17 protein-coding genes are annotated in these 20,479 nt (G+C 55.8%); 15 read left to right on the top strand and 2 right to left on the bottom strand.

Going from position 1 to position 20,479, the window contains the following annotated elements; all coding sequences use genetic code 11:
• Positions 1 to 255: 255 nt before the first annotated feature.
• Positions 256 to 858 carry a Yip1 family protein gene (locus tag AAFH99_RS06295; protein WP_043317675.1) on the bottom strand — a complete coding sequence of 201 codons (603 nt, stop codon included), beginning with the start codon at positions 856 to 858 and terminating at the stop codon, positions 256 to 258.
• 496 nt (positions 859 to 1,354) lie between these two features.
• Positions 1,355 to 2,419 (bottom strand): branched-chain amino acid aminotransferase, encoded by a 1,065-nt coding sequence (locus tag AAFH99_RS06290; protein ID WP_406828966.1) that lies wholly within the window; start codon positions 2,417 to 2,419, stop codon positions 1,355 to 1,357.
• Between the two features lie 559 nt (positions 2,420 to 2,978).
• Between AAFH99_RS06290 and AAFH99_RS06285 the strand changes: the two genes are divergently transcribed.
• The 15 genes from AAFH99_RS06285 to glpQ all read left to right on the top strand — a co-directional run bounded on the left by AAFH99_RS06285 (position 2,979) and on the right by glpQ (position 20,473).
• Positions 2,979 to 3,287, top strand: a complete 309-nt coding sequence (locus tag AAFH99_RS06285) for a hypothetical protein (protein WP_156035185.1) — start codon at positions 2,979 to 2,981, stop codon at positions 3,285 to 3,287.
• Entirely contained in the window at positions 3,284 to 4,579 is a 1,296-nt protein-coding gene (locus AAFH99_RS06280; RefSeq protein ID WP_043317679.1) for a hypothetical protein, read from the top strand. Before AAFH99_RS06285 ends, AAFH99_RS06280 begins: the two co-directional genes overlap by 4 nt.
• A gap of 192 nt (positions 4,580 to 4,771) precedes the next feature.
• Entirely contained in the window at positions 4,772 to 6,115 is a 1,344-nt protein-coding gene (locus AAFH99_RS06275) for a hypothetical protein (protein WP_406828965.1), read from the top strand.
• A gap of 50 nt (positions 6,116 to 6,165) precedes the next feature.
• Entirely contained in the window at positions 6,166 to 7,362 is a 1,197-nt protein-coding gene (locus AAFH99_RS06270; protein ID WP_406828964.1) for a hypothetical protein, read from the top strand.
• A 108-nt stretch (positions 7,363 to 7,470) separates the two neighbouring features.
• On the top strand, positions 7,471 to 9,045 hold the full coding sequence (locus tag AAFH99_RS06265; RefSeq protein WP_406828963.1) for a tetratricopeptide repeat protein: 1,575 nt from the start codon (positions 7,471 to 7,473) through the stop codon (positions 9,043 to 9,045).
• A 344-nt stretch (positions 9,046 to 9,389) separates the two neighbouring features.
• Positions 9,390 to 11,480 (top strand): SUMF1/EgtB/PvdO family nonheme iron enzyme, encoded by a 2,091-nt coding sequence (locus AAFH99_RS06260; protein WP_406828962.1) that lies wholly within the window; start codon positions 9,390 to 9,392, stop codon positions 11,478 to 11,480.
• Between the two features lie 10 nt (positions 11,481 to 11,490).
• Entirely contained in the window at positions 11,491 to 11,859 is a 369-nt protein-coding gene (locus tag AAFH99_RS06255; RefSeq protein WP_043317689.1) for a hypothetical protein, read from the top strand.
• A gap of 99 nt (positions 11,860 to 11,958) precedes the next feature.
• A complete protein-coding gene (locus AAFH99_RS06250) occupies positions 11,959 to 12,753 on the top strand; it encodes a MotA/TolQ/ExbB proton channel family protein (RefSeq protein ID WP_043317691.1) in 795 nt (264 codons plus the stop codon).
• Between the two features lie 79 nt (positions 12,754 to 12,832).
• Positions 12,833 to 14,137 carry a hypothetical protein gene (locus AAFH99_RS06245; protein WP_406828961.1) on the top strand — a complete coding sequence of 435 codons (1,305 nt, stop codon included), beginning with the start codon at positions 12,833 to 12,835 and terminating at the stop codon, positions 14,135 to 14,137.
• Positions 14,127 to 15,209 carry a vWA domain-containing protein gene (locus AAFH99_RS06240; protein WP_043317696.1) on the top strand — a complete coding sequence of 361 codons (1,083 nt, stop codon included), beginning with the start codon at positions 14,127 to 14,129 and terminating at the stop codon, positions 15,207 to 15,209. Before AAFH99_RS06245 ends, AAFH99_RS06240 begins: the two co-directional genes overlap by 11 nt.
• Complete coding sequence (locus AAFH99_RS06235) at positions 15,206 to 16,207, top strand: vWA domain-containing protein (RefSeq protein WP_043317698.1); 1,002 nt, start codon at positions 15,206 to 15,208, stop codon at positions 16,205 to 16,207. Before AAFH99_RS06240 ends, AAFH99_RS06235 begins: the two co-directional genes overlap by 4 nt.
• Positions 16,208 to 16,285: 78 nt before the next feature.
• Positions 16,286 to 16,942, top strand: coding sequence for a hypothetical protein (locus tag AAFH99_RS06230; protein ID WP_406828960.1), 657 nt, complete (start codon positions 16,286 to 16,288; stop codon positions 16,940 to 16,942).
• A gap of 108 nt (positions 16,943 to 17,050) precedes the next feature.
• Positions 17,051 to 17,713, top strand: coding sequence for a hypothetical protein (locus tag AAFH99_RS06225; protein ID WP_043317700.1), 663 nt, complete (start codon positions 17,051 to 17,053; stop codon positions 17,711 to 17,713).
• A gap of 59 nt (positions 17,714 to 17,772) precedes the next feature.
• The gene (locus AAFH99_RS06220) at positions 17,773 to 19,218 is read left to right on the top strand and encodes a M48 family metalloprotease (RefSeq protein WP_406828959.1); all 1,446 of its coding nucleotides are present in this window, start codon (positions 17,773 to 17,775) and stop codon (positions 19,216 to 19,218) included.
• Between the two features lie 184 nt (positions 19,219 to 19,402).
• Positions 19,403 to 20,473 carry a glycerophosphodiester phosphodiesterase gene (glpQ, locus tag AAFH99_RS06215; protein WP_406828958.1) on the top strand — a complete coding sequence of 357 codons (1,071 nt, stop codon included), beginning with the start codon at positions 19,403 to 19,405 and terminating at the stop codon, positions 20,471 to 20,473.
• The last annotated feature ends 6 nt before the right edge of the window (positions 20,474 to 20,479 follow it).

Here is a 20,479-nt window from a genome sequence, read left to right as displayed (position 1 = left end):
CAATTTCAACAGGCAGAAATCGTAACTGCCAGCAGCCCGATAGTATCGCCTCCCCGGGGGCTCGGCAATTCACCAGAAGGAACTTTGTCTCATTTTAACCAGAGATAACTTGACCGGATGGTCGGAAGGGCTCCCCTGGACAGCCGGCCCGCACACTCGGGGACCGGCGCATCAGGGAGATTGGAATAGGACAAGAGAAAGGAACAAGTCCCGAGCGGAACCGGCACCCGGGACCTGAATATCAGACCGCCGCGACTAGTGCTGGAACACAGGGCCGGCCACAAAACTCCAGAACAACACGGTGCCCACCATCACCACGACCGCCATCACCAGGCACACAGTGACCACCGCACTGGCGAACAGAAAGCCCCGCTCTTCGGAAACGTTCATCACAATCGGGATTCCCACGTACAGCAGATACACCGCATAGGCGACCGCCACGGTGGCGAGTAGGATGTCTAGCCATAAGATGGGATAAAGTCCGGCAGCACCAGCGATAAAGATAGGCGTCGCAGTAAACCCCGCAATCACGATGCCTTTCATCGGGTGAGTTTTCGCACCGTAGGTTTTCGCCATCCAGTGGATAAAGTAACCCACCGCGACCACTGCGAGAATCATGGTGACGTAGAACACCGCAACCAGAGACAGTGCACTATTGTTTGTCAGGGTGCGGACCTGATCACCACGACCGATATTCCAGCCAATTTCGGTAGTTCCGAAATACCAGCACAACGCGGGTACCAGCGCCAGAACGATGACGTAAGGGACCTGGCGATTTACGCTCTTTTCGGACAACCCGGCAATTTCCTGCCACTGCCTGCGCGGTTGTACCATCAGGCCGTAGAGATGATTCAGCATTCCCGTTCTCCTCACTCGCGAGGAACTACACGGCTTGTAACCGCGGGGAAAACCTTTTTAATGAGTCACAGCGCAATTCGACTCTGCTGTCTCAATTTGATCTGGATACTACTTGTCAAAGTGAGGGATACCGCCAAAGGCTTTTCCCAAAAGTTCCAGTTTCTTATTTGTCTCATCAAGCGATCGCCCATTGGCGAAACTCTTGATGGATTGCCAGCACCCATACATCAGGGGCACTCTAGGGAGCCTACGAAAGCCCGATGGGTTAGGGGCTTAATCAGAGGCACCCTAGATTTGTAACACCTCCGTCATGCAAGTCAACGCAGGGGCAACAAATGGCGCAAATAAAAATGCGGCCGTTTCCCCTGGAAACAACCGCATGTATTAGAGTGCTACGGAAGCACTCGAAATTAGCTCCGCACGCTTTTTCGGCGCATTTCTTATCTCCCGCCACATGGTCCGCGCCGAAAATGGGGATACAAAGACGTGCAAAGCGTCAGATATCCGCTATTTGCACCGTTTGCATCCAGCCAAACCTGTCTTCCGCACGCCCCTCCTGAATATCCAGTAACGCCGCACGTAATTTTTCGGCGACCGGGCCAGGGGCCCTGGCGAGACGGTAACGCTGCGTGCTATCACCGAGCTCGCTGATCGGGCTGACAATAGCCGCGGTGCCACAGGCGAATGCTTCGCTGCAGGTGCCGGAGGCCACGAGCGCCAGTAAATCGTCGATATCAATTTCTCGCTCGTGAACTTCGATATCCAGATCCCGTGCCAGAGTGAGCATGGAATCCCGGGTTATCCCCTCAAGAATTGAGCCGTTTAGTGCCGGGGTGTGCAGAGCCCCATCCATGACCGCAAAAAAGTTCATTCCCGACAGTTCATCTACCGTGTGACGGTTTCCCGGGTTCAACCACAAGGACTGGTCGTAACCACGCTCCTTGAGCTGTGCGATGCTAAGCAGTGATGCGGCGTAGTTACCGCCCACTTTGGCATCACCAGTCCCGCCCACCGCGGCGCGACTATCTTCCCGCTCAACCCACAGACGCATGTTACCCGCGTGATAGGCCTCCGAAGGGCTCGCGATCACGTAAAACTCGTAAGCCTTACTCGCGGTTACGGTGAGATCAGGCTGGGTGCCCATGAGGAATGGACGGATATAAAGGGACTCGCCGCTGCTGCCGGGGATCAGGTTCGCACAGTGGGCAACCACCGTCTCAACCGCGTCCAGAAACAGGGCTTCCGGCACCGGCGGCATGCACAGGCGGCGGGCGGAGTGGGCCATACGCTGGGCATTGCGCTCGGGGCGAAACAGGCCGACACGGCTGCCGCAGCGGTAGGCCTTCATGCCTTCAAAACAGGACTGTGCATAGTGCAGCACCTTCGCGGCGGGATCCATCGCCAGAGGGCCATACGGAATCAGCTCACCATCGCTCCAGCGGCCATCCTGATACCGGGCACGAAACATGACTGGGGCCATAACGGTGCCAAACCCGAGCCGCTCGGGGAGTTCGAAACCACGCAGGCTGGCGATGGCTTCCGGTTGTATTTTTATCGTCACAAAGCTCTCCCACTGATTTCTGATGCGGTCAATCCAGCGAATTATGGCCGGATTACCAAGTTTTTCCAAATACTCAGAATACTATGAAGTAATACTGAGCAAAACACACAATATTAAAGCGCAACAAATAGGACAAACCTTTTCCGAGCAACGCCAGCACGACACTAAATAGACAAATAGCACAGCGCCGCCCCCTCTTCAGACGCCGGCCGGTGGTCACTCTCGACAAGCTAGCGCCCCTTGCACACAGGAAGTGTATGCAGCCGACAGAATCCTCCAGCGGGCGACATTTTTGGCACCGGGATAATTGAGAGCTTCCCCCCACCCGGTCACAGACTGCCAGACTGTTGGGACCGGAGTGCAAACCCCGAACAGTAACAACCCAGCGGGCATAAACATCACGTACCTCGACCGATATTCAGCCATGAAGCATCAGCCATCCTTCCAGCGGGATTCCTCAGAATCCCGGGACGAACGGGGAGCTGGCAGCGCTGAACAGATGTACCCCGGTAGTCAGTGGCGCGCCTGCCTACGCGAGGAGGCAAGGCGCGAAATTTCGTTGGCTATACTCAAAATACATGGACGGCGAACGCCAATTGCAAGGGAAGCAAGTGCCAATCTGTTGGCCAAAGATTTTCCGGCGACACCAGAGTCCAGCGTCGATATCGACAGCACACCGGGCAACCGGCAGGAAAGTGAACGAACCACACTTCAGGGAGAGAGATTCCGCGCGGCGTATTTTGCGGCAGGCACTTATGTGGCTACCCCGGATATCAACCGCCGCGAGGAAATCGAGCCTGACAAATTTCGCCCCAGGTGGAAATTGGCAGGTCAGGAACAACATGAAATGGAAGTGGTTCAATCGTGACACAGACAGATACCAGCAACGCAATTGCTATCGGCTTGATGTTTACAGCCTCAGCTCTGCTGTGTGGCACTGTTGCGGCAGAAAATCTTTCTGCCCCCGACAATGCCAAGGCTCCACCTGCGGCATATATAGAAGCCGCATCCAAACCACTGGAGAAACCAAAACGACAGCTTCGGCCGTCTGTGGCGATCGATGAATATCGCCAGCGTATTGAAGATATGGAAGCCGAATACGGCGCCTACGGTGCGGGTATTGATGAGCAGCTGTTGGGCCTGGGCCATGCATTGCAGCGCCGGGGCGCACACGAGGAAGCCATCTCTCAATTCCGCCGCGCCATGCTGATCAACCGGGTCAATGAAGGGCTCTATTCTCTTAATCAGGTACCGATGATTGAGCGGATGATCGAAAGCCAGATCGCGCTGAATGCATGGGAAGACGCCAACGACAACCACGAATATCTGTTCTGGCTGCACGCGAAAAACTACGGGGAGAAAGACCCGCGAATGTTGCCGATCATCGACCAGCTAAGCAGTTGGCACCTGCAGGCCTATATTGATGAAAAGGGTGCGACATTATTCGAGCATCTGATCAACGCCACCAATCTTTACGCGTTGGCGGTAGATATTATTTCACAGAATTTTGGCGCCAATGACCTTCGCCTGGTAGAAGCACTGCGCGGTCTCAAAGCCACCAACTATTACCTGGCGACCTATTCCGGTGAGCCCCAGGAAGCCATCGTGATAAACACCGGTTTCGGTGGCGGTAGCGTACCCAATGAGCGTCGCGCTCAGCTGGACCACTACCGGATGAACAGTTTCAGCTCTGGTAAAACCGCGATCACCAAGATTATGGATGTTTATCAGAAAAATCCGGCATCACCGCCAGCGGCCTCGGCCAAGGCAAAAGTGGAGCTGGGTGACTGGTACATGCTGTTCAACAAGTGGCATTCCGCGCGCGAAACATATGGCGAAGCCTACCGTGCCCTTTGGGATAACGGCGCAACCAACCAGGAAATTGATGAAATCTTCGGACACCCTGCGGCACTTCCAAGCCTGCCGCTACTGGACGAGGACCGTGAAGCCCTGGCGGATTCCTACGTCACGGTTTCCTACGATGTGACCGCATTTGGCAAGGCGCGCAATATCCGGATTATCAGCGCGCAGCCAGAGGGGAAAGTAAGTATCCGGTCGCGGGTACGCAACGTCCTTAAACGTGCGAAATTCCGCCCCCGCTTCGAGAACGGCGAACCGGTGGAAACAACCGGTATCGTGCAACGATTTGTATTCGACTAAAGCATCTATGATTAAGACAGTGTTCGACTGATGTATCGAGGTAAGTTGGCCTGACAAACGCGGTAAGTGGAAAACTGGCAGCGAATAACGCCTGACTCCCAAACCTAGTGAAAGGAAAACTGTCGAACTGACATGGAACAAGCGGGCCGCAACGATTTCGTTGCGGCCCGTGAACGCATCAGGAGATAACACATGACACTACGGAAGTTTGCGCGCCGTTTTAATCCGGCAACCGAAGAAGTACACCATGTAAACTGGAAGGCACTCGCGTCCGTGGTTGTACTTGCAGCTGTGATCAGCGGCTGTAAAAACCAGCAGACTCAGCAACAGCCACCTGCGCAGCCGCAGCAGTCACAGTCGAGCTCATCCAGTTCTTCGCAGTCGCAGTCTCAGTCATCCAGTTCGTCGAGCAGCCAGTCCTCGCAATCGAGCCCGTCCACGGCGAGCAGTATGCCTTCACCGAGTTCGCCCAGTAGTAGCCGCAGCAGTCCGAGCGTCTCCACATCGAGCAGTCAGGCGCAGCCGAATACATCCCTCCCCAGTATCGAATCGGGTGAGCGCTCCAGTAAGCAGGCATCAACCGCGTCAGATCAGGGCCAGGAATCCCAGCGTCGCTCTCGTTCGAGTAGCAGCGATGCCGACCCCACAGCGAGCAGCAATCCATCGACGCCAGTTTACAGTGACTCCGATCGCCGGCCAGATGAGTCACGCATGCCACCGGACCCGTCCTCCAACAGTGAAGGCGAGCCACCGGATGAGATCGATTTTTCCGAAGAGCAGAACACTGCTAGCAGCGCCTCCAGCAGTTCATCTTCGAGCGCCTCATCCAGTGCGTCATCGTCCAGCGCAAGCGCTTCTAGCAGTGCCTCTAGCAGTGCCGCGAGCGCCAGTGCATCCGGTTCGCCGAGCAGCGCCTCGAGTGCTGCCCCGGCCTCCGCACAAAGTGCAAGCCAGAGTGGTGGACAGAGCGGCGGACAGAGCGGCGGCCAGCCGTCATCTACCACCGCCAGCGCAGGCGGCCCCGCAGGTGGCAGCAGCGCGCCGAATGAAGCACCGATGAGCAGCGCCGAACGCGTGGCGGAACTGGAAGGTCAGTTTGAGTCCACCATGGCGAGCTACGACGGCATGATCCTGCGCGAGCGTGATTATGTACGCAACCGACCGGCATCCGCCGAAGAACAGGAAGCCATCGAAGATGAGGTTCCCGCGGGTGAATCTCTCGAGGACCTGATTCAATCCGCAGAAGCCGAACTGCCCGCCCCACCTCCGCCAGGTGGCCAGGGTGAAGGTGGCGCGGGCCCTGAGCAGAGTAACTCCAGCGGGCAAGCCACGGGTCCCGGCTTGCCCACCAAGGGGCGGCAGGGCGAGTTTGATCATCGCGGCAGCGCCACGGTGGTACCGGCCGATGTACCCACCGGCGACGATGATGATGTGGTAGCCCGGCAGATTCGTGAAGCGGCCACGCGCGAGTCAGACCCGGAATTGCGCGAACGACTCTGGGAAGAATACAGAAAATATAAAAAATCACAGAAATAGCGATGAATAGTCATCAGGGAATATACGAACACTAGGGAGAGAGTACTGACATGTTTTTCTCGCATGCACGCAGCGCCCTGGCCAGCCTTGCATCAGGTTTCCTGATCATTGCCGGCTGCACCACCACAGAAGTGCGCACCACGGCCTATACACCGCTTACGGTGGAAGACAAAACCATTGCGGAAAACCGCCTGCTGGATGTCGGTATTGTCCAGTTCAATGCAGGCCTTGATCAGGGCGAAGAACTGGAAGAAGACGAGCTGGTATTTCCGGAGTTGCGCCGCGCAGAATCCCGCTATATCGCGGTAACCCTGGCCGACGCTTTGCAATCCAGTCAGGGATGGGGTGCCGTGCGGGTGATTCCCAGTGAGCGCACCAATATCGATGTGACGGTAACCGGGACCATTGTCCAGTCCGATGGTGAAACGCTCACGGTGTCCGTCACTGTGCGCGACTCCCGTGGGCAACTTTGGTTTACCAAAGAGTACACCGAGCAGGCCTCACACTATGCCTATGATCGTAAACATCCAACAGAAGGCGACGCATTTCAGGGTATCTACAACCGAGTATCCAATGACATGCTGATGTACCGTCAGCGCCTCTCGGACCAGTACATTGCCGAACTGCGGACCATTTCAGAAATCAAGTTTGCGCGGAGCTTTTCACCCAGTGCCTTTGATCGCTACCTGGTCCAGGATGAAGAAGGACTCTACCAACTGACCTCCCTGCCCGCAGACAACGACCCGATGCTTATGCGTGTGCGCCAGATCCGCGAGCGGGACTATCTTTTTGTGGACACCCTTCAGGGCTACTACGACACCTTCGTAAAAACCATGGAAACCCCCTATCAGGAGTGGCGCGCCATGAGCTACGAAGAAGTGAAGCAGATGCGTGAAATGAAACGCAAGGCACGCAACAACACGATTATGGGCGTAGCCGCAATCGTCGGTGGTATCGCCACCGCCGGTGCCGGCGGCGGAGCTGCACGTCAGGCGGCAAACGTCGCCGTTGCTGGTGGCGGCTACCTGGTAAAAAGTGGCTTTGACCGTCGCTCCGAAGCCAAGATGCACATCGAAGCACTGCAAGAGCTGGGAGATTCCATTGAAGCGGAAGTGGAACCCCAGATTGTGGAACTGGAAGATCGTACCGTGACTCTATCCGGCTCGGTGGAGAACCAGTACCAGCAATGGCGCGAACTGCTGAAAGAAATCTATCAGGCGGAAACCGGCGGCCTGCAGGATATCTGACACTGCGGCAGCGAACTGCGCCAAATGAGGTAATCGAGGACGGCCGCGAGCGGACACGATATCCGGTTGCGGCCTCCGGACAATAACGACGGCCAGAGCGGAATTACCATGCAACACCGCGATTCAGACCCCAAAGACCCATCATTTATTCAACCGGCAGATTTTTCGTTTGGTGGAGAGGGCGATACTGCGTCAGGCGATGCAAATACCAATCGTCTCAAATCGTCCCGATCCAATGACAGTCGAAAAAGCAAAGTGAACTGGCTGCCGATAGCGCTCGGTACCGGAATGCTCGGCGCACTGGTCGGTGTGTTCTGGGTGCTGCCGCAAATGGTAGATACACCAGCGCCACCGGTGATAATCAGTACAGCAGCGACCGATAGCAGTAAACAGGCACAACCCAAAATCCAGGAGTCTCCGTACACAGAAGCGGAGATCATGCAACAGCGCCGGGATGTACAGAAGATACTGCAGGATATTCTGCAACTTCAGGAAGAGCTGCTGGAGCGCCGGGTAGAAACTTGGGCAGCGGAGGAGTATTTTGCTGCCCGAGCTCTCGCTGAGGGCGCAGATACCATTTATCGCCAGCGCAAATTTATGCAGGCCCTGGAACAGTACCGCGAAGCGCTCGCTGGTATGCAGGCATTGCGTGACAGCATCCCTGAGCGTATCGAGCAACACTTGGCTTCGGGTCATGCGGCACTGGACACGGGCGACCAGGACGCTGCGAACAAATCCTTCGATCTGGTTCTGACAATTTCGGAAGATCACCCCCGCGGGATGAACGGTAAAAACCGCGCGCAAAAGCTGCATGAGGTTTGGCCACACGTTACCGCTGGCAAGGACGCATTTACCGAAAACAATCTGGATACTGCGAAAGCAGAACTGGAAAAAGCGCTGACCCTGGACGGGGATACGGTGCCGGCCAAAGCGCTGCTCCCTGAAGTAAATGCAGCAATCCTTGAACGGGACTACAGCGAGGCAATGTCTGCGGGGTACGCGGCGATCGGGAACGGCGATTTCGAAGAAGCCAAATCCCGATTCAGTGCGGCGAAAAAACTCAAGCCAAACGCCACCGACCCGGATGCCGGGCTTCGCCAAGCAGCCAATGGTGCGGCGCAAGGGCGTATCGACCGACTCTTTGCCAGTGCGTCAAAACATGAACGCAAGGAGCAATGGCACAAAGCCGTGGAACAATATTCCGCGCTACTTGAGACCGACAGCAGCCTTGTTGAGGCGGCGACCGGCAAGGCACGCAGTCAGGCCCGCGCCAAACTTGACGACCAGCTGCAGGAACTACTGCAGGACCCACTCAAGTTAAGCCAGTCCAAACGCAATCAGTACGCGCGCAAAGTATTGGCGGATGCCCGTGCACTCAAGGCGGGCACCCCTCGGCTGACCGCACAGGTGGAGGCACTGGAAACCGCGCTGACCCAGGCGTTAATACCAGTAACCGTTGTCCTGCAGTCCGATGCGAGCACCCAGGTCACCATCTACCACGTGGGCAAGCTGGGCAACTTCTCACAGCGTCAGATTGCGCTGAAACCCGGGCGTTACACCGCCGTTGGCACCCGACAGGGATACCGCGATGTACGCCAGGAATTTGTGGTGCAACCTCAGTCTGAATCCCCGGTAGTCACCATTCAGTGCGCGGAAAAGATCAACAGCGCCAATAATTCCTGAAACCGGAAACCCTGCCTCGGCGATCGGATCAAAATGCACAGATTTTTCATGTTGTGCACCCGATTCGCCGGCACATCCCGCAGCCCAAGCTGACTCATTGGCCGCAAATTTCTACGCCTATTACCGATAGGAAGCCGTGGACAAAATTGTCGCCTCGGTATCGCCTAAACAGAGAAAGGTGCGCCAATCATCCAGCGGCTCGGCCCGCAATGGCGAGAGCAGACTAAGCTGAAATGCGCGGCTCTGTATCTCTCCACCAAGGATGCCCCGCCGACCTGAATGCGGAAATAGCGACCATCGCCGCCACGGAAAATCAATAAGTGCGCAGTAACAGGGAATCATTAATGACAGCCAAGGAAGCGGTCCCCGCACGCGATAGCGAGCCGGCCAACGAAGAAGTATCCGTCATCCAGCCAATAGGCTTCACCCCCGCTCCGGTTTCCTCTGGCGGCAGGAAGCTGTTGCTTTCTCCCAAAGCAATCGCTGTCGTGGGCTGCCTGCTCCTAGGCGTACTGATGCTGGTGTACCTGTTGGTTGCCCGCTCACTGATCTTCGAAACACAGCCCAGCGATGCCAAGGTCACCGTCAGCGGCCTGGCGCTGCCTTTGGGCGACGGGCATCTGGTGCTGCCTGGCCACTACAGCTACACCGTCAGTGCAACAGGTTACGTTTCTCAAAGTGGTGAAGTCGAGGTCAGCAGTGACCGCAACAGCCGCCACGCAGTGAAACTGCAGCGGCTACCGGGGCATTTGCAGGTTGTTACCGAACCCAACGTGCCCGTGCGCATTCTGGTCAATGGTGCTGAGGTAGAAAGCGAAGCCGGTCTGGCCGCCGCTATTCCCGCTGGCCGCAAACGTATCACCGTGCTGACCGAGCGCTACCTCCCCTTCAGCAAGGAAGTGGAAATCGAAGGACTGGATAACACTCAAACCCTGAAGGCCAGCCTGCGCCCTGCCTGGGCGAATGTGCACATTACCAGTAACCCCGCAGGCGCTACCGTCAGTGTGGAGGGAAAAATCCTCGGCACTACCCCGCTCACCGCAGAACTGGTTCAAGGGGATCGCCTGGTGGATATCTCCCTGCCACAACACAAAACCGTCCAAGTGCCGGTACCGGTCACGGCGGGTGTCGACCAGACGCTGCAAACCGTCGACCTCTCAGCAGCTGATGGCACTTTGCGGGTGGTCAGCACCCCGCCAGGTGCCAGTATCACCGTAAACGGCGAGTACCGCGGCCAGACGCCCATGGATCTGGATCTGGCCTCCAACAGCCGCCATCAACTGCGATTCTTTTTAGACGGCTATAGTACCGTCGAACGCGCTGTAGATGTCCGCGCCGGAGACCTGCGGGATATGACCGTGGAGTTAGTCCCTGTATTTGGCAAGGTTGCAATCACCAGTAGTCCTGCCGATGCCCAGGTATTTATCGATGGCAAACTGGCGGGCACCGCCGGTCAGACCTTCACGCTGCCGACCCGCAGCCACAGCATTGTGGTACGCAAAGCCGGTTACGAGGACTACCAGACCACTATCGTTCCCTCCAGCAAGCTGAAGCAGTCCGTGCGCGCCGTATTGCTGACCGGAGAACAAGCGCGCTGGAGCAATGTCCCCGCACAAATTACCCACGGTGCCGGCGGCAAGATGCTGCTGATGCGTCCGAATGCGGAATTCACCATGGGCTCCTCTCGACGCGAACAGGGTCGCCGCGCCAATGAGGTTCTGCGCAAAATCGCTCTGGACCGTCCTTTCTATATTGGCACTACGGAAGTGACCAATCGCGAATACCGGCGCTACCAGCGCATGCACAGTTCCAGCCATACCAACGGTGTCAGCCTGGATAACGACAGTCTGCCGGTGGTGAATATCAGCTGGAATGATGCCGCACTTTTCTGCAACTGGCTCAGCGCCCGCGATGGATTGAAAGAGGTCTACCGCACCGAGCGCGGTCGCGTAGTGGGCTTCGATGCGAGCGCGAATGGTTACCGCATGCCAACCGAGGCCGAGTGGGCCTGGGCATCCCGCTATGAACGGGGTGCCATGCGCAAATTCCCCTGGGGTGACGCCCTGCCAGTGGGCAAAAATTCGGGCAACTATGCCGATAGCAGTGCCGGCCAGATTGTTCCCGCCGTACTGCGCACCTATAACGACCGCTACGCCGCCACCGCACCCGTTGCCAGCTTTCCAGCCAATCACCTTGGACTATACGACATGGGTGGCAACGTCTCCGAGTGGATTCACGACCTGTACACCATCGGTACTGGCCTATCCCTCAAGCGCGAGGAAAACCCCGTTGGCCCCCAGGAAGGGGATTACCACGTGGTGCGCGGCTCCAGTTGGAAGCATGCCGGCCTTACCGAGCTGCGACTTTCATACCGGGATTACGGTGCAGAGGCACGTAATGATATCGGCTTCCGTATCGCCCGCTGGGTGAACTGAGGAACTTCAGATGCAACAGCGATCTTCACCAGCCCAGGAGGCTGGGAGAGCAAAGGCCATTCCCGCAGCGCCCCTGTTCAGCCGACGATTTGTGGTCGTCGTATTGGCTCTCGGTTTTGCCGCCGCTCTCAGTGTGCAGTCTCTGGGTATTCAGGCGCAGTCGACCGGTGACAACAACAACCAGGAATCCAAGGAGACGCCGGTACCGGAGGCCAAAGCAGTTGCTGCGAAGCCGGTAACGGTCAAGCAGTCTACGGAAGTACCGGCAAAAAAAGCGAAAACCAGTATCAAAGCACAAAGTGCGCGAAATGCAGATAGCTACGAGGCGACAGAGGAAATCTCCGAAGACCTTTCCGTCTCTTATCCAGTGGATATTTAGCCGGTATTTAACGATACCGCAGAAAACATTCGAACACAGCCACACGTAATACCGGGCCGGATGCCAATGGAATGGCCCCACAAATAAGCGGGAAACCCCATGAAATTCAAGTCTTCAGATTTTATGTTCCAGCTGTTCGCCCTTCTCGGCGCCATTATTCTGGTTCACGCCATCTATGTGGCCATTATCCGCCCCAACGCGGATGCGCTGATCCAGGAGCAGATGGCACGAGAAGAAGCTGGTGAAACCTATGCGCAGCAGCGATCACTCTACATCGTAATGCGCGACTACGAACAGGAAGCGTGCTTTGTCCTGATGTTGTGGGCAATGGCGATTATGGGACTCAAGGCACGACGTTCCATGCGTGAGCGCAAATTGCTGGACCAGGCACTGCTCAACGTAAGTGAAGGCACACCAATTCTACCAGAAGACGCCCGCGATCTGTCGCGCCCCATTCAGGCGCTGCCAGAAGACGAGCGGAATTTCCTCCTACCACGCGCATTGCTCACCGCTTTACAGCGTTTCGGCTCCACGCGCAATGTCGCGGCGGTATCAAACTCCGTAAAAGAAGTGTGTGAAACAGAAGGTGATCGTCTCGACAGTGAGCTCGCCATGGTGCGCTATATCACCTGGGCCATCCCCTCCATTGGATTTATCGGCACTGTGCGGGGCATTGGCGAGGCACTTGCTCAGGCGCACCGAGCCGTAGAAGGCGACATCGCTGGAGTGACCGTCAGCCTCGGTGTGGCTTTCAACTCTACCTTCGTCGCTCTGGTTATCAGCATTGTCATCATGTTCTTCACGCACCAGCTGCAGTTGATGCAGGAGCGCCTTGTACTGGACACACAGAATTACTGTGACAACAAGCTGCTGCGTTTCCTCAAGGTAAGCTGAGCACGACTCGATTGACAAAAATCCCGGCAACACCGGGTGACCACGGACAGGGTCACCCTCGAAAGACACAGGAAAGACCATGAGCAAAGGTGTACTGGAAATCAACGATTGCGGGCTGCGTGTATTCGACGGCACCAATGAAGTTATCGAAAGCCCCGGAGTGGCCATAATCAATAGCCGGGAAATTGTAACCGGCACCGCTGCACTGATGCGCGCGCGCAGTCACCCCACCCAGGTCAATCATCAGTTCTGGCGCCGTCTCAGCCTCGAATCGGTAAAGTCTGACAACCCCGGCTGCCGCCATCACGCAGACCTGGCGTTCTGTCAGCTGAAAGAAATTGCCGGCTTGTGTGATCTGCCAGATGAGGTAGCTCTTGCGGTACCAGGTAATTTCACACACGAGCAACTGGCACTTCTACTGGGAGTGGTCAAAGAAAGCGCCTTCAATGCTGTTGCATTAGTTGATAGTGCCAGTGCGTGTATCAGCAGCTGTGCGCCTCGCGGTGTGCATCTGCATGTTGAACTACACAGGCACCAGACACTGGTCAGCCGTATCGGCGTTCACGAACAGACTGAACTGGATATTGCGGAGACCGTAACCGATGCCGGCCTGCAGCATTTTCAGGAAGCCTGGGCGCGTATCTTTACAGACGCCTTTATCATGCAGTGCCGCTTCGACCCATTCCATTCTGCGGAGGCTGAACAGCAACTCTATGACCTGCTGCCCCAGTGGATAGCTCGCGCCATGCGTCAGGGAGAGGTCATGGCGGAACTTGACGACCGCACCGCCAAAGTGAGCCTGCGGCAGTTGCAGGACGCCAGCACACCCATTCTCTCCCGTGTACGAGCCATGATCGACAACCTGAGCGATGCCAATAGCGTGGTTTTTGTTTCCCACCGCTGGGCGGAAATCCCCGGTGGGGCCCAACTGGCAGAGCGCATCCACCTGCTTCCCCACAATGCCGTGGCCCAAGCGGTGGAAAAGCACTGGCAGGAAATCCACAGTGAGAGTGGCAACCTCCGCCTGATTACAAATCTCAGCGCGGCACCGGCCACAGAAGTCGCGGTACAGGTAAATGCAGCCGCAGAGGCTGCCGCTACACATTTACTGCACGGTCATCGGGCGCTCGCCGCACACCAGCCGCTATTTGTAAGTTGGCTGAACGGCAAGCTGGATATTACCCCTACACCACCCACGCACCCCGCCGCTACCATTACCAACCACGCCGGGCGCCTGGCGCTGCGCGTGGATGCAGGTGCAAAACTGATGTTAAACGGTGAAACCATTTCCGCCCCGGTCAATCTGACCGCCGGTGACCGCATCAGTGTGGCGGATTTCGACGGCGTAATTACAGCGATCAGTGTGGACCAATATGGCGCGTAAAAACCGGCGGTTTAATACCTTCAGTCTTTCCTTTCTGGACATCATGTCCTGTGGATTTGGCGCCGTGGCTTTGATCTTTCTGATCATCAAACATGGCTCCGATCACGATATTGAGGCGGAAAACCTGGACCTGAAAGCGGAGGTGAACTTGCTACAGGAAGAGGTACAGTTCGGCCGTGAACATATGGTACTCGCGCGTAATACACTGGATAGCACTAGCGATGATCTCGCTACCGCGCAAGGTCTCGCGCGACGGATCATGGAGCAGATTGAAGAAGTCAAAGGCAATATCGCAGAAGTCGACAGCAGTACCGATGAAATGGACATCGCGCGCCTTCAGGAAAAGTTGAAAAAGCTGGAGCAGGCGAAAAAACAGCTGGAAGAGGAAAATCGCAAACTCGGCAACAACGTGCGCAAGTTCGTTGGCGATGGCGACCGCCAGTATCTCACGGGTTTGCGTCTTGGCGGCGACCGTATCCTGATACTACTGGATTCCTCCGCCAGTATGCTGGGAGACGAACTTATCAAGGTAATCCGAACCCGCAACATGTCCGACTCCGTGAAACGAGATACGGAGAAGTGGCGGCGCGCCAAACAGACCGTAAGCTGGCTGGTTTCCCAGTTCCCCCAAGACAGCCAGTACCAGATCTATACCTTCAATACAGGCTTCCAGGCGGCAATTGTGGGAACCGAAGACCGCTGGCTGAACGTGGATGACCGCGATCAGATGGATGACGCGATGAAAGCTCTGGATAAGGTAGTGCCGCAAAACGGAACGAGCCTCGAGCGGATTTTCAATGCAGTCAACAGCATGTCACCGCTTCCAGACAATATCATCCTGATTACCGATGGTCTGCCTACGCAGGGAATGAAAGCACCTCGCGGCAATACCGTATCCGGCAAGGAGCGCATCAAGTTGTTTCGCAAGGCGGTTGACGCACTACCGAAGAGTATCCCCGTCAATGTGGTCCTGGCCCCCATGGAAGGCGACCCCTTCGCCGCCAGCGAATTCTGGAAGCTGGCTATGGAGACCCAGGGTTCTTTCCTCGCACCTTCTAAGGACTGGCCATGAGCAAGCGAACTAAACGGCAACAGGAAGAGTTCAGCATTTCTTTTCTGGATGTGATCTGTTGCGGCTTTGGCGCCATTGTTCTGCTTCTGATGATCGCCAAAACCGTGGAACCCATCGTCCTGGAAGAAGCGGAACTGGATCTGGATGGCCAGGTACAGGAACTGCAGGAGCAACTCGCAGAAATTCGCGGTGAAACCACCATCCTCAACCGTGATCTCAATGCCAAAAAAGAGCAGCTGGATATCGAAACCAAGCGCATCGCCAAACTGAAAGGTGAACTGGAAACCCTGCAGGCCATGTATGCGCGTAAAACCGAAGGCGAATCTGAAGAGGGCAAACTCAAGGGTGAGCTGACCATTGCCCTACAAAGCATGACCGATGAAATGAAGCGGCTGCTCGGCGAGAACTATCAGCGTAAGAACAATGTCATCGGGGGCATTCCCGTCGATAGCGAGTACATCCTGTTCATCATCGACACCTCGGGCAGTATGTTCAATTACGGCTGGGACCGCATGATTGATGAGATGGTAAATACTCTCAATCTCTACCCCAATGTAAAGGGCATCCAGGTAATGAACGATATGGGGGACTACATGTTCTCCAATTATCGCAATCGCTGGATTCCGGATACACCGGGGCGCCGCAAGGCGGTGCTGGACCGCTTGCGTTCCTGGAATCCATTCAGTAATTCCAGCCCGGTAGAGGGCATTCAAAAGGCCGTTCGCACTTTCTACGACCCCAACAAAAAAATCAGTATTTACGTATTGGGAGATGAATTCACTGGCAAGTCCATTCGCAATGTAATGATGGCTGTGGACCGGGTGAATGCGCAGCGCGGAGAGAACGAACGCATGGTACGCATTCATGCGATTGGTTTCCCCATTCAGTTCTCGCGCCCTCTTCATCTTCAGACCACCGGTCTGCGTTTCGCGGCGTTGATGCGCGAACTGACTTACCGCAACGGCGGCACTTTTGTCGGGTTGAATGACTTCCGTTAGATGACCTGGTGAACCCCGTTCACCAGCCATATTTTAAGCGAGACTTTACGAGGGGCACGGATAGCCCGGGAGCAGCACATGAGTATCTGGCGAAATGGATTTAAGTCACTGCGAAAGCTTGGTTCGCTTACCGCGATCGCTCTGCTCACCGCATGTGCACATACGGTCTCCGTGGATGGCGAATTTCCCACACCGGTCGGGAACCAGCACCCTCTGACGGTGGGTGTCTACTTGAGTGACGACTTCCGAAAGTTTACTTATAGCGAAAACCGGGACGACCGGGATGAGTGGAATATCAACACCGGGCGCGCTCAGAAAAATCTGTTCGAAACCGTGCTTGGCTCCATGTTTCGCGAAACCATCAGCCTCGCTCAGTATCCGAGCAACCTGCCCCAGGGGTTGGATCTTGTCATAGTGCCAGAAGTACGTGAACTGCAATTCACCATGCCGCGGGAAACGCGAGTGAATATTTTTGAGGTGTGGATCAAGTACGACATGCACGCTTATAACCAGCGCGGGGACTCCGTCGCGGAGTGGGTCATCACCGCCTACGGGAAAACACCCACAGCATTCTTGAAGTCTCAGGAAGCCGCTCTAGCGCAAGCCATCAACGTTGCACTGCGGGACGCGGGCGCCACGTTGTACACAGGCTTTGACCGGGTGCCAGAGCTCCAGGCATTCATTGCCAACAAGCAACGGGCACTCACAATGAAAACGGCAAACGACGCCGACTAAATACGTCTGGCCAGCAACAAACTGGCCCCGGGAAACAGGATTCTGGTCGCGCCAAAACCCGAGCGCACCAATCAAGGAGGAAGTTCGGTGAGGAAACTGAGCGCATTCATGTCCACATTGGCACTGTCATCTATGGTGCTTACCAGCGGAGGCTGCACCACCGTGGTCATTGATGAGTACCGCCGTAGTACCGGCGAGCTGGCAGTAGGCGACTCCGTTGTCATTCTTGGCCGCCGGCACTCCAGCGAATACGAAACGGAACCCGACCTGATTAACTGTGTCGGTGACACGCTGCACAACCCCGAGTCCGGTGTAAACGTGATCCCGGAGCAACAGTTCGTCGACGCCCTTTACCCGTGGTTTGAGCCCCGTAAAGCACCCATGCACATCAAATCATTGAGCAAGTTGATGGATATTCCCGATGTGCGCAACCGCATGGAACAGTATGGCGTCAAATACATTGTCTGGATTGACGGTTCCACTGAAACCACGTCCAGCGCCGGTTCCATTGGCTGCTCCATCGGTACCGCTGGCGCCGGCTGCTTTGGTTTCGGCACCTGGGATAAGGAATCCGATTACGAAGCCTCGGTATGGGATTTCCGCGACCAGGAGTTGTCCGGAAAGATCAGCGCAGATGCACAGGGCACTTCGTACATGCCGGCGATTGTGGTTCCCATTCCACTGATAGCCCGCGTACAGAACAACGCCTGTAAAGGTATGGCCGCACAACTGAAAGAATTTTTACTACCCCCACAATCCGCCAGTCGCTGAGGGAATACGGCTGGTATTTTTACTGATCGGAGAGAATAAAACAGGAGCCCCTCATGCACATGCTCAACAAAATCATGGCGGCTGTTCTACTGACCACCGCGGTGGGCTGCGCCTTTAATCCGGCGACAAATCGCCCGGATCTGGTCCTGATGTCGGAAGAGAAAGAAATCAAGATCGGTCGCGAAATGCATGAAAAGCTGGTCGCCAGTACGCCAATATACAACGACCCGATCCTGAATGCTTACGTCGAGCACGTGGGTCAGAAAATTGCCAGGGCCAGTGACCGGCCCGACCTCACCTACCACTTCACCATTATCGACAGCCAGGATATCAATGCTTTTGCGTTACCGGGCGGCTATGTGTACATCAATCGCGGGCTTTTGACCTACTTGCAGTCAGAAGCAGAGATGGCCGCGGTACTTGCCCATGAAGTAGGTCACATTACTGCCCGTCACGCAGTACGACAGAAAACCGCAGCCACCGGCGCCGGTGTCGCCTCGGTACTGTCTGTTCTCGTCACCGGCAGTGGGGTCGTGGGCGATGTGGCAAATCTCTGGAGCACCGCAGCGGTTAAAGGATACGGTCGAGATATGGAACTTGAAGCGGATCGCTTTGGTGCCCAGTATATGTACAACGCCGGTTACGACCCGCAATCGATGATCAATGTCATCGCTCTCCTGAAAGATCAGGAAACCTTTGCGCGCCGGCGCGCGCGGGTCGAAGGTAAGAAACAACAGACTTATCACGGCGTTTTTTCCTCACATCCTCGCAATGATATCCGCCTGCGTGAAGTGGTCGAGGCCGCCGGTCAGTTACCAGAAGACAAGAAAATCACCAAAGTTGAATACTACCGAGAGAAGACCGAAGGTATTGTGTACGGACAAAACGCTCAGGAGAGCGAAAAAAACCGTTTCAATCACCAGAGCCTCGGATTTTCACTGCTGTTCCCAGAGGGATGGAATGTGGAAAATCAGCGCAGTGCAATCGTCGGTACTGCCCCGGATAAGTCAGCCACCATTACCATTAAGGTGGCCAAGCGAGACGGAAATCAGCCGGCGGATATGGCACTGCGTGGTGTCTACGACGTGCGCAGCCTGGAGCAGGATGAAGCTCTGAGTCAATACCGCCTTGAAGGACACACAGGCAAACTTCCGGAGCGCAATGCGGAATCACCGGATCGTGTGGCCGTGCTGTTTTACGGCAGCCGTCAATATATCCTTGAGGGCAAAGTCGCCACACCCACCGATGACGAGAAAACCGTAGCCGAGTATGACGATCTGTTTATGACCAGTATTCGCAGCTTTCGGCCACTACGCAAAACGGATGTAGTGAAGCCGGACATCAAGCGGGTTCGCTATGTTCAGGCAAACGACAAGACGACTTTCTCCTCTCTGGCACGGCATATGGAGATCGGGGAGTACGCTGAAGAGCAGCTTCGCCTGCTCAATGGATATTATCCCCGCGGTGAGCCGAAGCCGGGTGAGTGGATCAAGATAGTCCAATGATCCGACCGGCCACAATCCCAACTCGGCTACATTGCCAGCTCACGACGGCCAGGTGAAGGAGCATTACCTGGCCGTCGACAGGAGGACGATAGCAGCCTCACTGGTGACACTATCATCATTTGTTAATATTACTGATCGCCAAGTCGCGATATCTTTAGGCAAATTTTTACTTCCATAATTTGCCATGCCCTCAATTTTAACCGCCCTGCTCATCGCGCTAGTCAGCGTTACTCCGACAGTTTCCCCCGGCCAGACTTCCGAACCCGTGGTTATCGCGCACCGAGGCGCCTCCGGCTATTTGCCAGAGCATACTCTGGAAGCGAAGACGCTGGCGTACGCGATGCGTGCAGACTATATCGAACAGGATCTGGTGCTCAGCAAAGACGACCACCTGATCGTGATGCACGATATCTACCTGGATAAAGTCACCAATATTCGGGATGTCTTTCCCCAGCGGGCACGGCAGGACGGCCACTTTTACGTCATCGACTTCACACTCGAGGAATTAAAGCGACTAGAGGTCACCGGGCCCTTTTTGTCCGGTATGGGGCAAACTCGCCCGCAATTTCAGGGCCGCTTTCCGCTCTGGCAATCACACTTTCAACTGGCGACCTTCGCAGAAGAGCTGGAATTGATCCGGGGGTTGAACCAGTCTCTCGGCTACAACGTGGGAATTTATCCTGAGATCAAGAAGCCGTGGTTCCACCACCGTGAAGGTAAGGATATTTCCCGTAAAGTGCTTCAGGCGCTAAAGCATCACGGTTACACCACTGGTGCTGACAAAGTATTCTTACAGGCGTTTGATGCCGAAGAGTTGCAGCATATCCATACGGAACTTATGCCGCAGCTGGAAATGGAACTGCCACTAATTCAGCTGATTGCGGAGTCCGACTGGGGAGAGAAACTGGTACGGCACGCGGGGGAGTGGATCCAATACGATTATAACTGGATGCGGACGCCTGAGGGACTTGAGAAGATTTCACGCTACGCCGCGGGTATCGGGCCATGGCACCCGATGTTGCTGGATGAACGTGGCAAGGTAAATTCACTGGTAGCGGACGCGCACCGTCTGGGCCTCAGGGTTCACCCGTACACATTTCGGGCCGACCCGGATCAGGTACCCGAAGATTTTCGCAGCTTCGAGGAATTTGTGCTGTTTTACTTCGAAGAGGTGCACGTCGACGGGATATTTACCGACCACCCGGATAAAGTTCGCGCGCTGCGAAAACAAGCCAATCACCAGAAAAACCCGTAGGCCTCT

Source organism: Microbulbifer sp. ARAS458-1, assembly GCF_045348205.1.
In the GTDB taxonomy this organism is placed as follows: domain Bacteria; phylum Pseudomonadota; class Gammaproteobacteria; order Pseudomonadales; family Cellvibrionaceae; genus Microbulbifer.
Note: the sequence above shows the minus strand (reverse complement) of the source record. Positions and strands in the feature narration are given on the sequence as shown.

Coding starts and splice junctions, on each gene's coding strand:
- AAFH99_RS06295 (WP_043317675.1), bottom strand. CDS start 858: ATGCTGAATCATCTCTACGGCCTGATGGTACAACCGCGCAGGCAGTGG.
- AAFH99_RS06275 (WP_406828965.1), top strand. CDS start 4,772: ATGACACTACGGAAGTTTGCGCGCCGTTTTAATCCGGCAACCGAAGAA.
- AAFH99_RS06270 (WP_406828964.1), top strand. CDS start 6,166: ATGTTTTTCTCGCATGCACGCAGCGCCCTGGCCAGCCTTGCATCAGGT.
- AAFH99_RS06265 (WP_406828963.1), top strand. CDS start 7,471: ATGCAACACCGCGATTCAGACCCCAAAGACCCATCATTTATTCAACCG.
- AAFH99_RS06260 (WP_406828962.1), top strand. CDS start 9,390: ATGACAGCCAAGGAAGCGGTCCCCGCACGCGATAGCGAGCCGGCCAAC.
- AAFH99_RS06255 (WP_043317689.1), top strand. CDS start 11,491: ATGCAACAGCGATCTTCACCAGCCCAGGAGGCTGGGAGAGCAAAGGCC.
- AAFH99_RS06250 (WP_043317691.1), top strand. CDS start 11,959: ATGAAATTCAAGTCTTCAGATTTTATGTTCCAGCTGTTCGCCCTTCTC.
- AAFH99_RS06245 (WP_406828961.1), top strand. CDS start 12,833: ATGAGCAAAGGTGTACTGGAAATCAACGATTGCGGGCTGCGTGTATTC.
- AAFH99_RS06240 (WP_043317696.1), top strand. CDS start 14,127: ATGGCGCGTAAAAACCGGCGGTTTAATACCTTCAGTCTTTCCTTTCTG.
- AAFH99_RS06235 (WP_043317698.1), top strand. CDS start 15,206: ATGAGCAAGCGAACTAAACGGCAACAGGAAGAGTTCAGCATTTCTTTT.
- AAFH99_RS06230 (WP_406828960.1), top strand. CDS start 16,286: ATGAGTATCTGGCGAAATGGATTTAAGTCACTGCGAAAGCTTGGTTCG.
- AAFH99_RS06225 (WP_043317700.1), top strand. CDS start 17,051: ATGTCCACATTGGCACTGTCATCTATGGTGCTTACCAGCGGAGGCTGC.
- AAFH99_RS06220 (WP_406828959.1), top strand. CDS start 17,773: ATGCTCAACAAAATCATGGCGGCTGTTCTACTGACCACCGCGGTGGGC.
- glpQ (WP_406828958.1), top strand. CDS start 19,403: ATGCCCTCAATTTTAACCGCCCTGCTCATCGCGCTAGTCAGCGTTACT.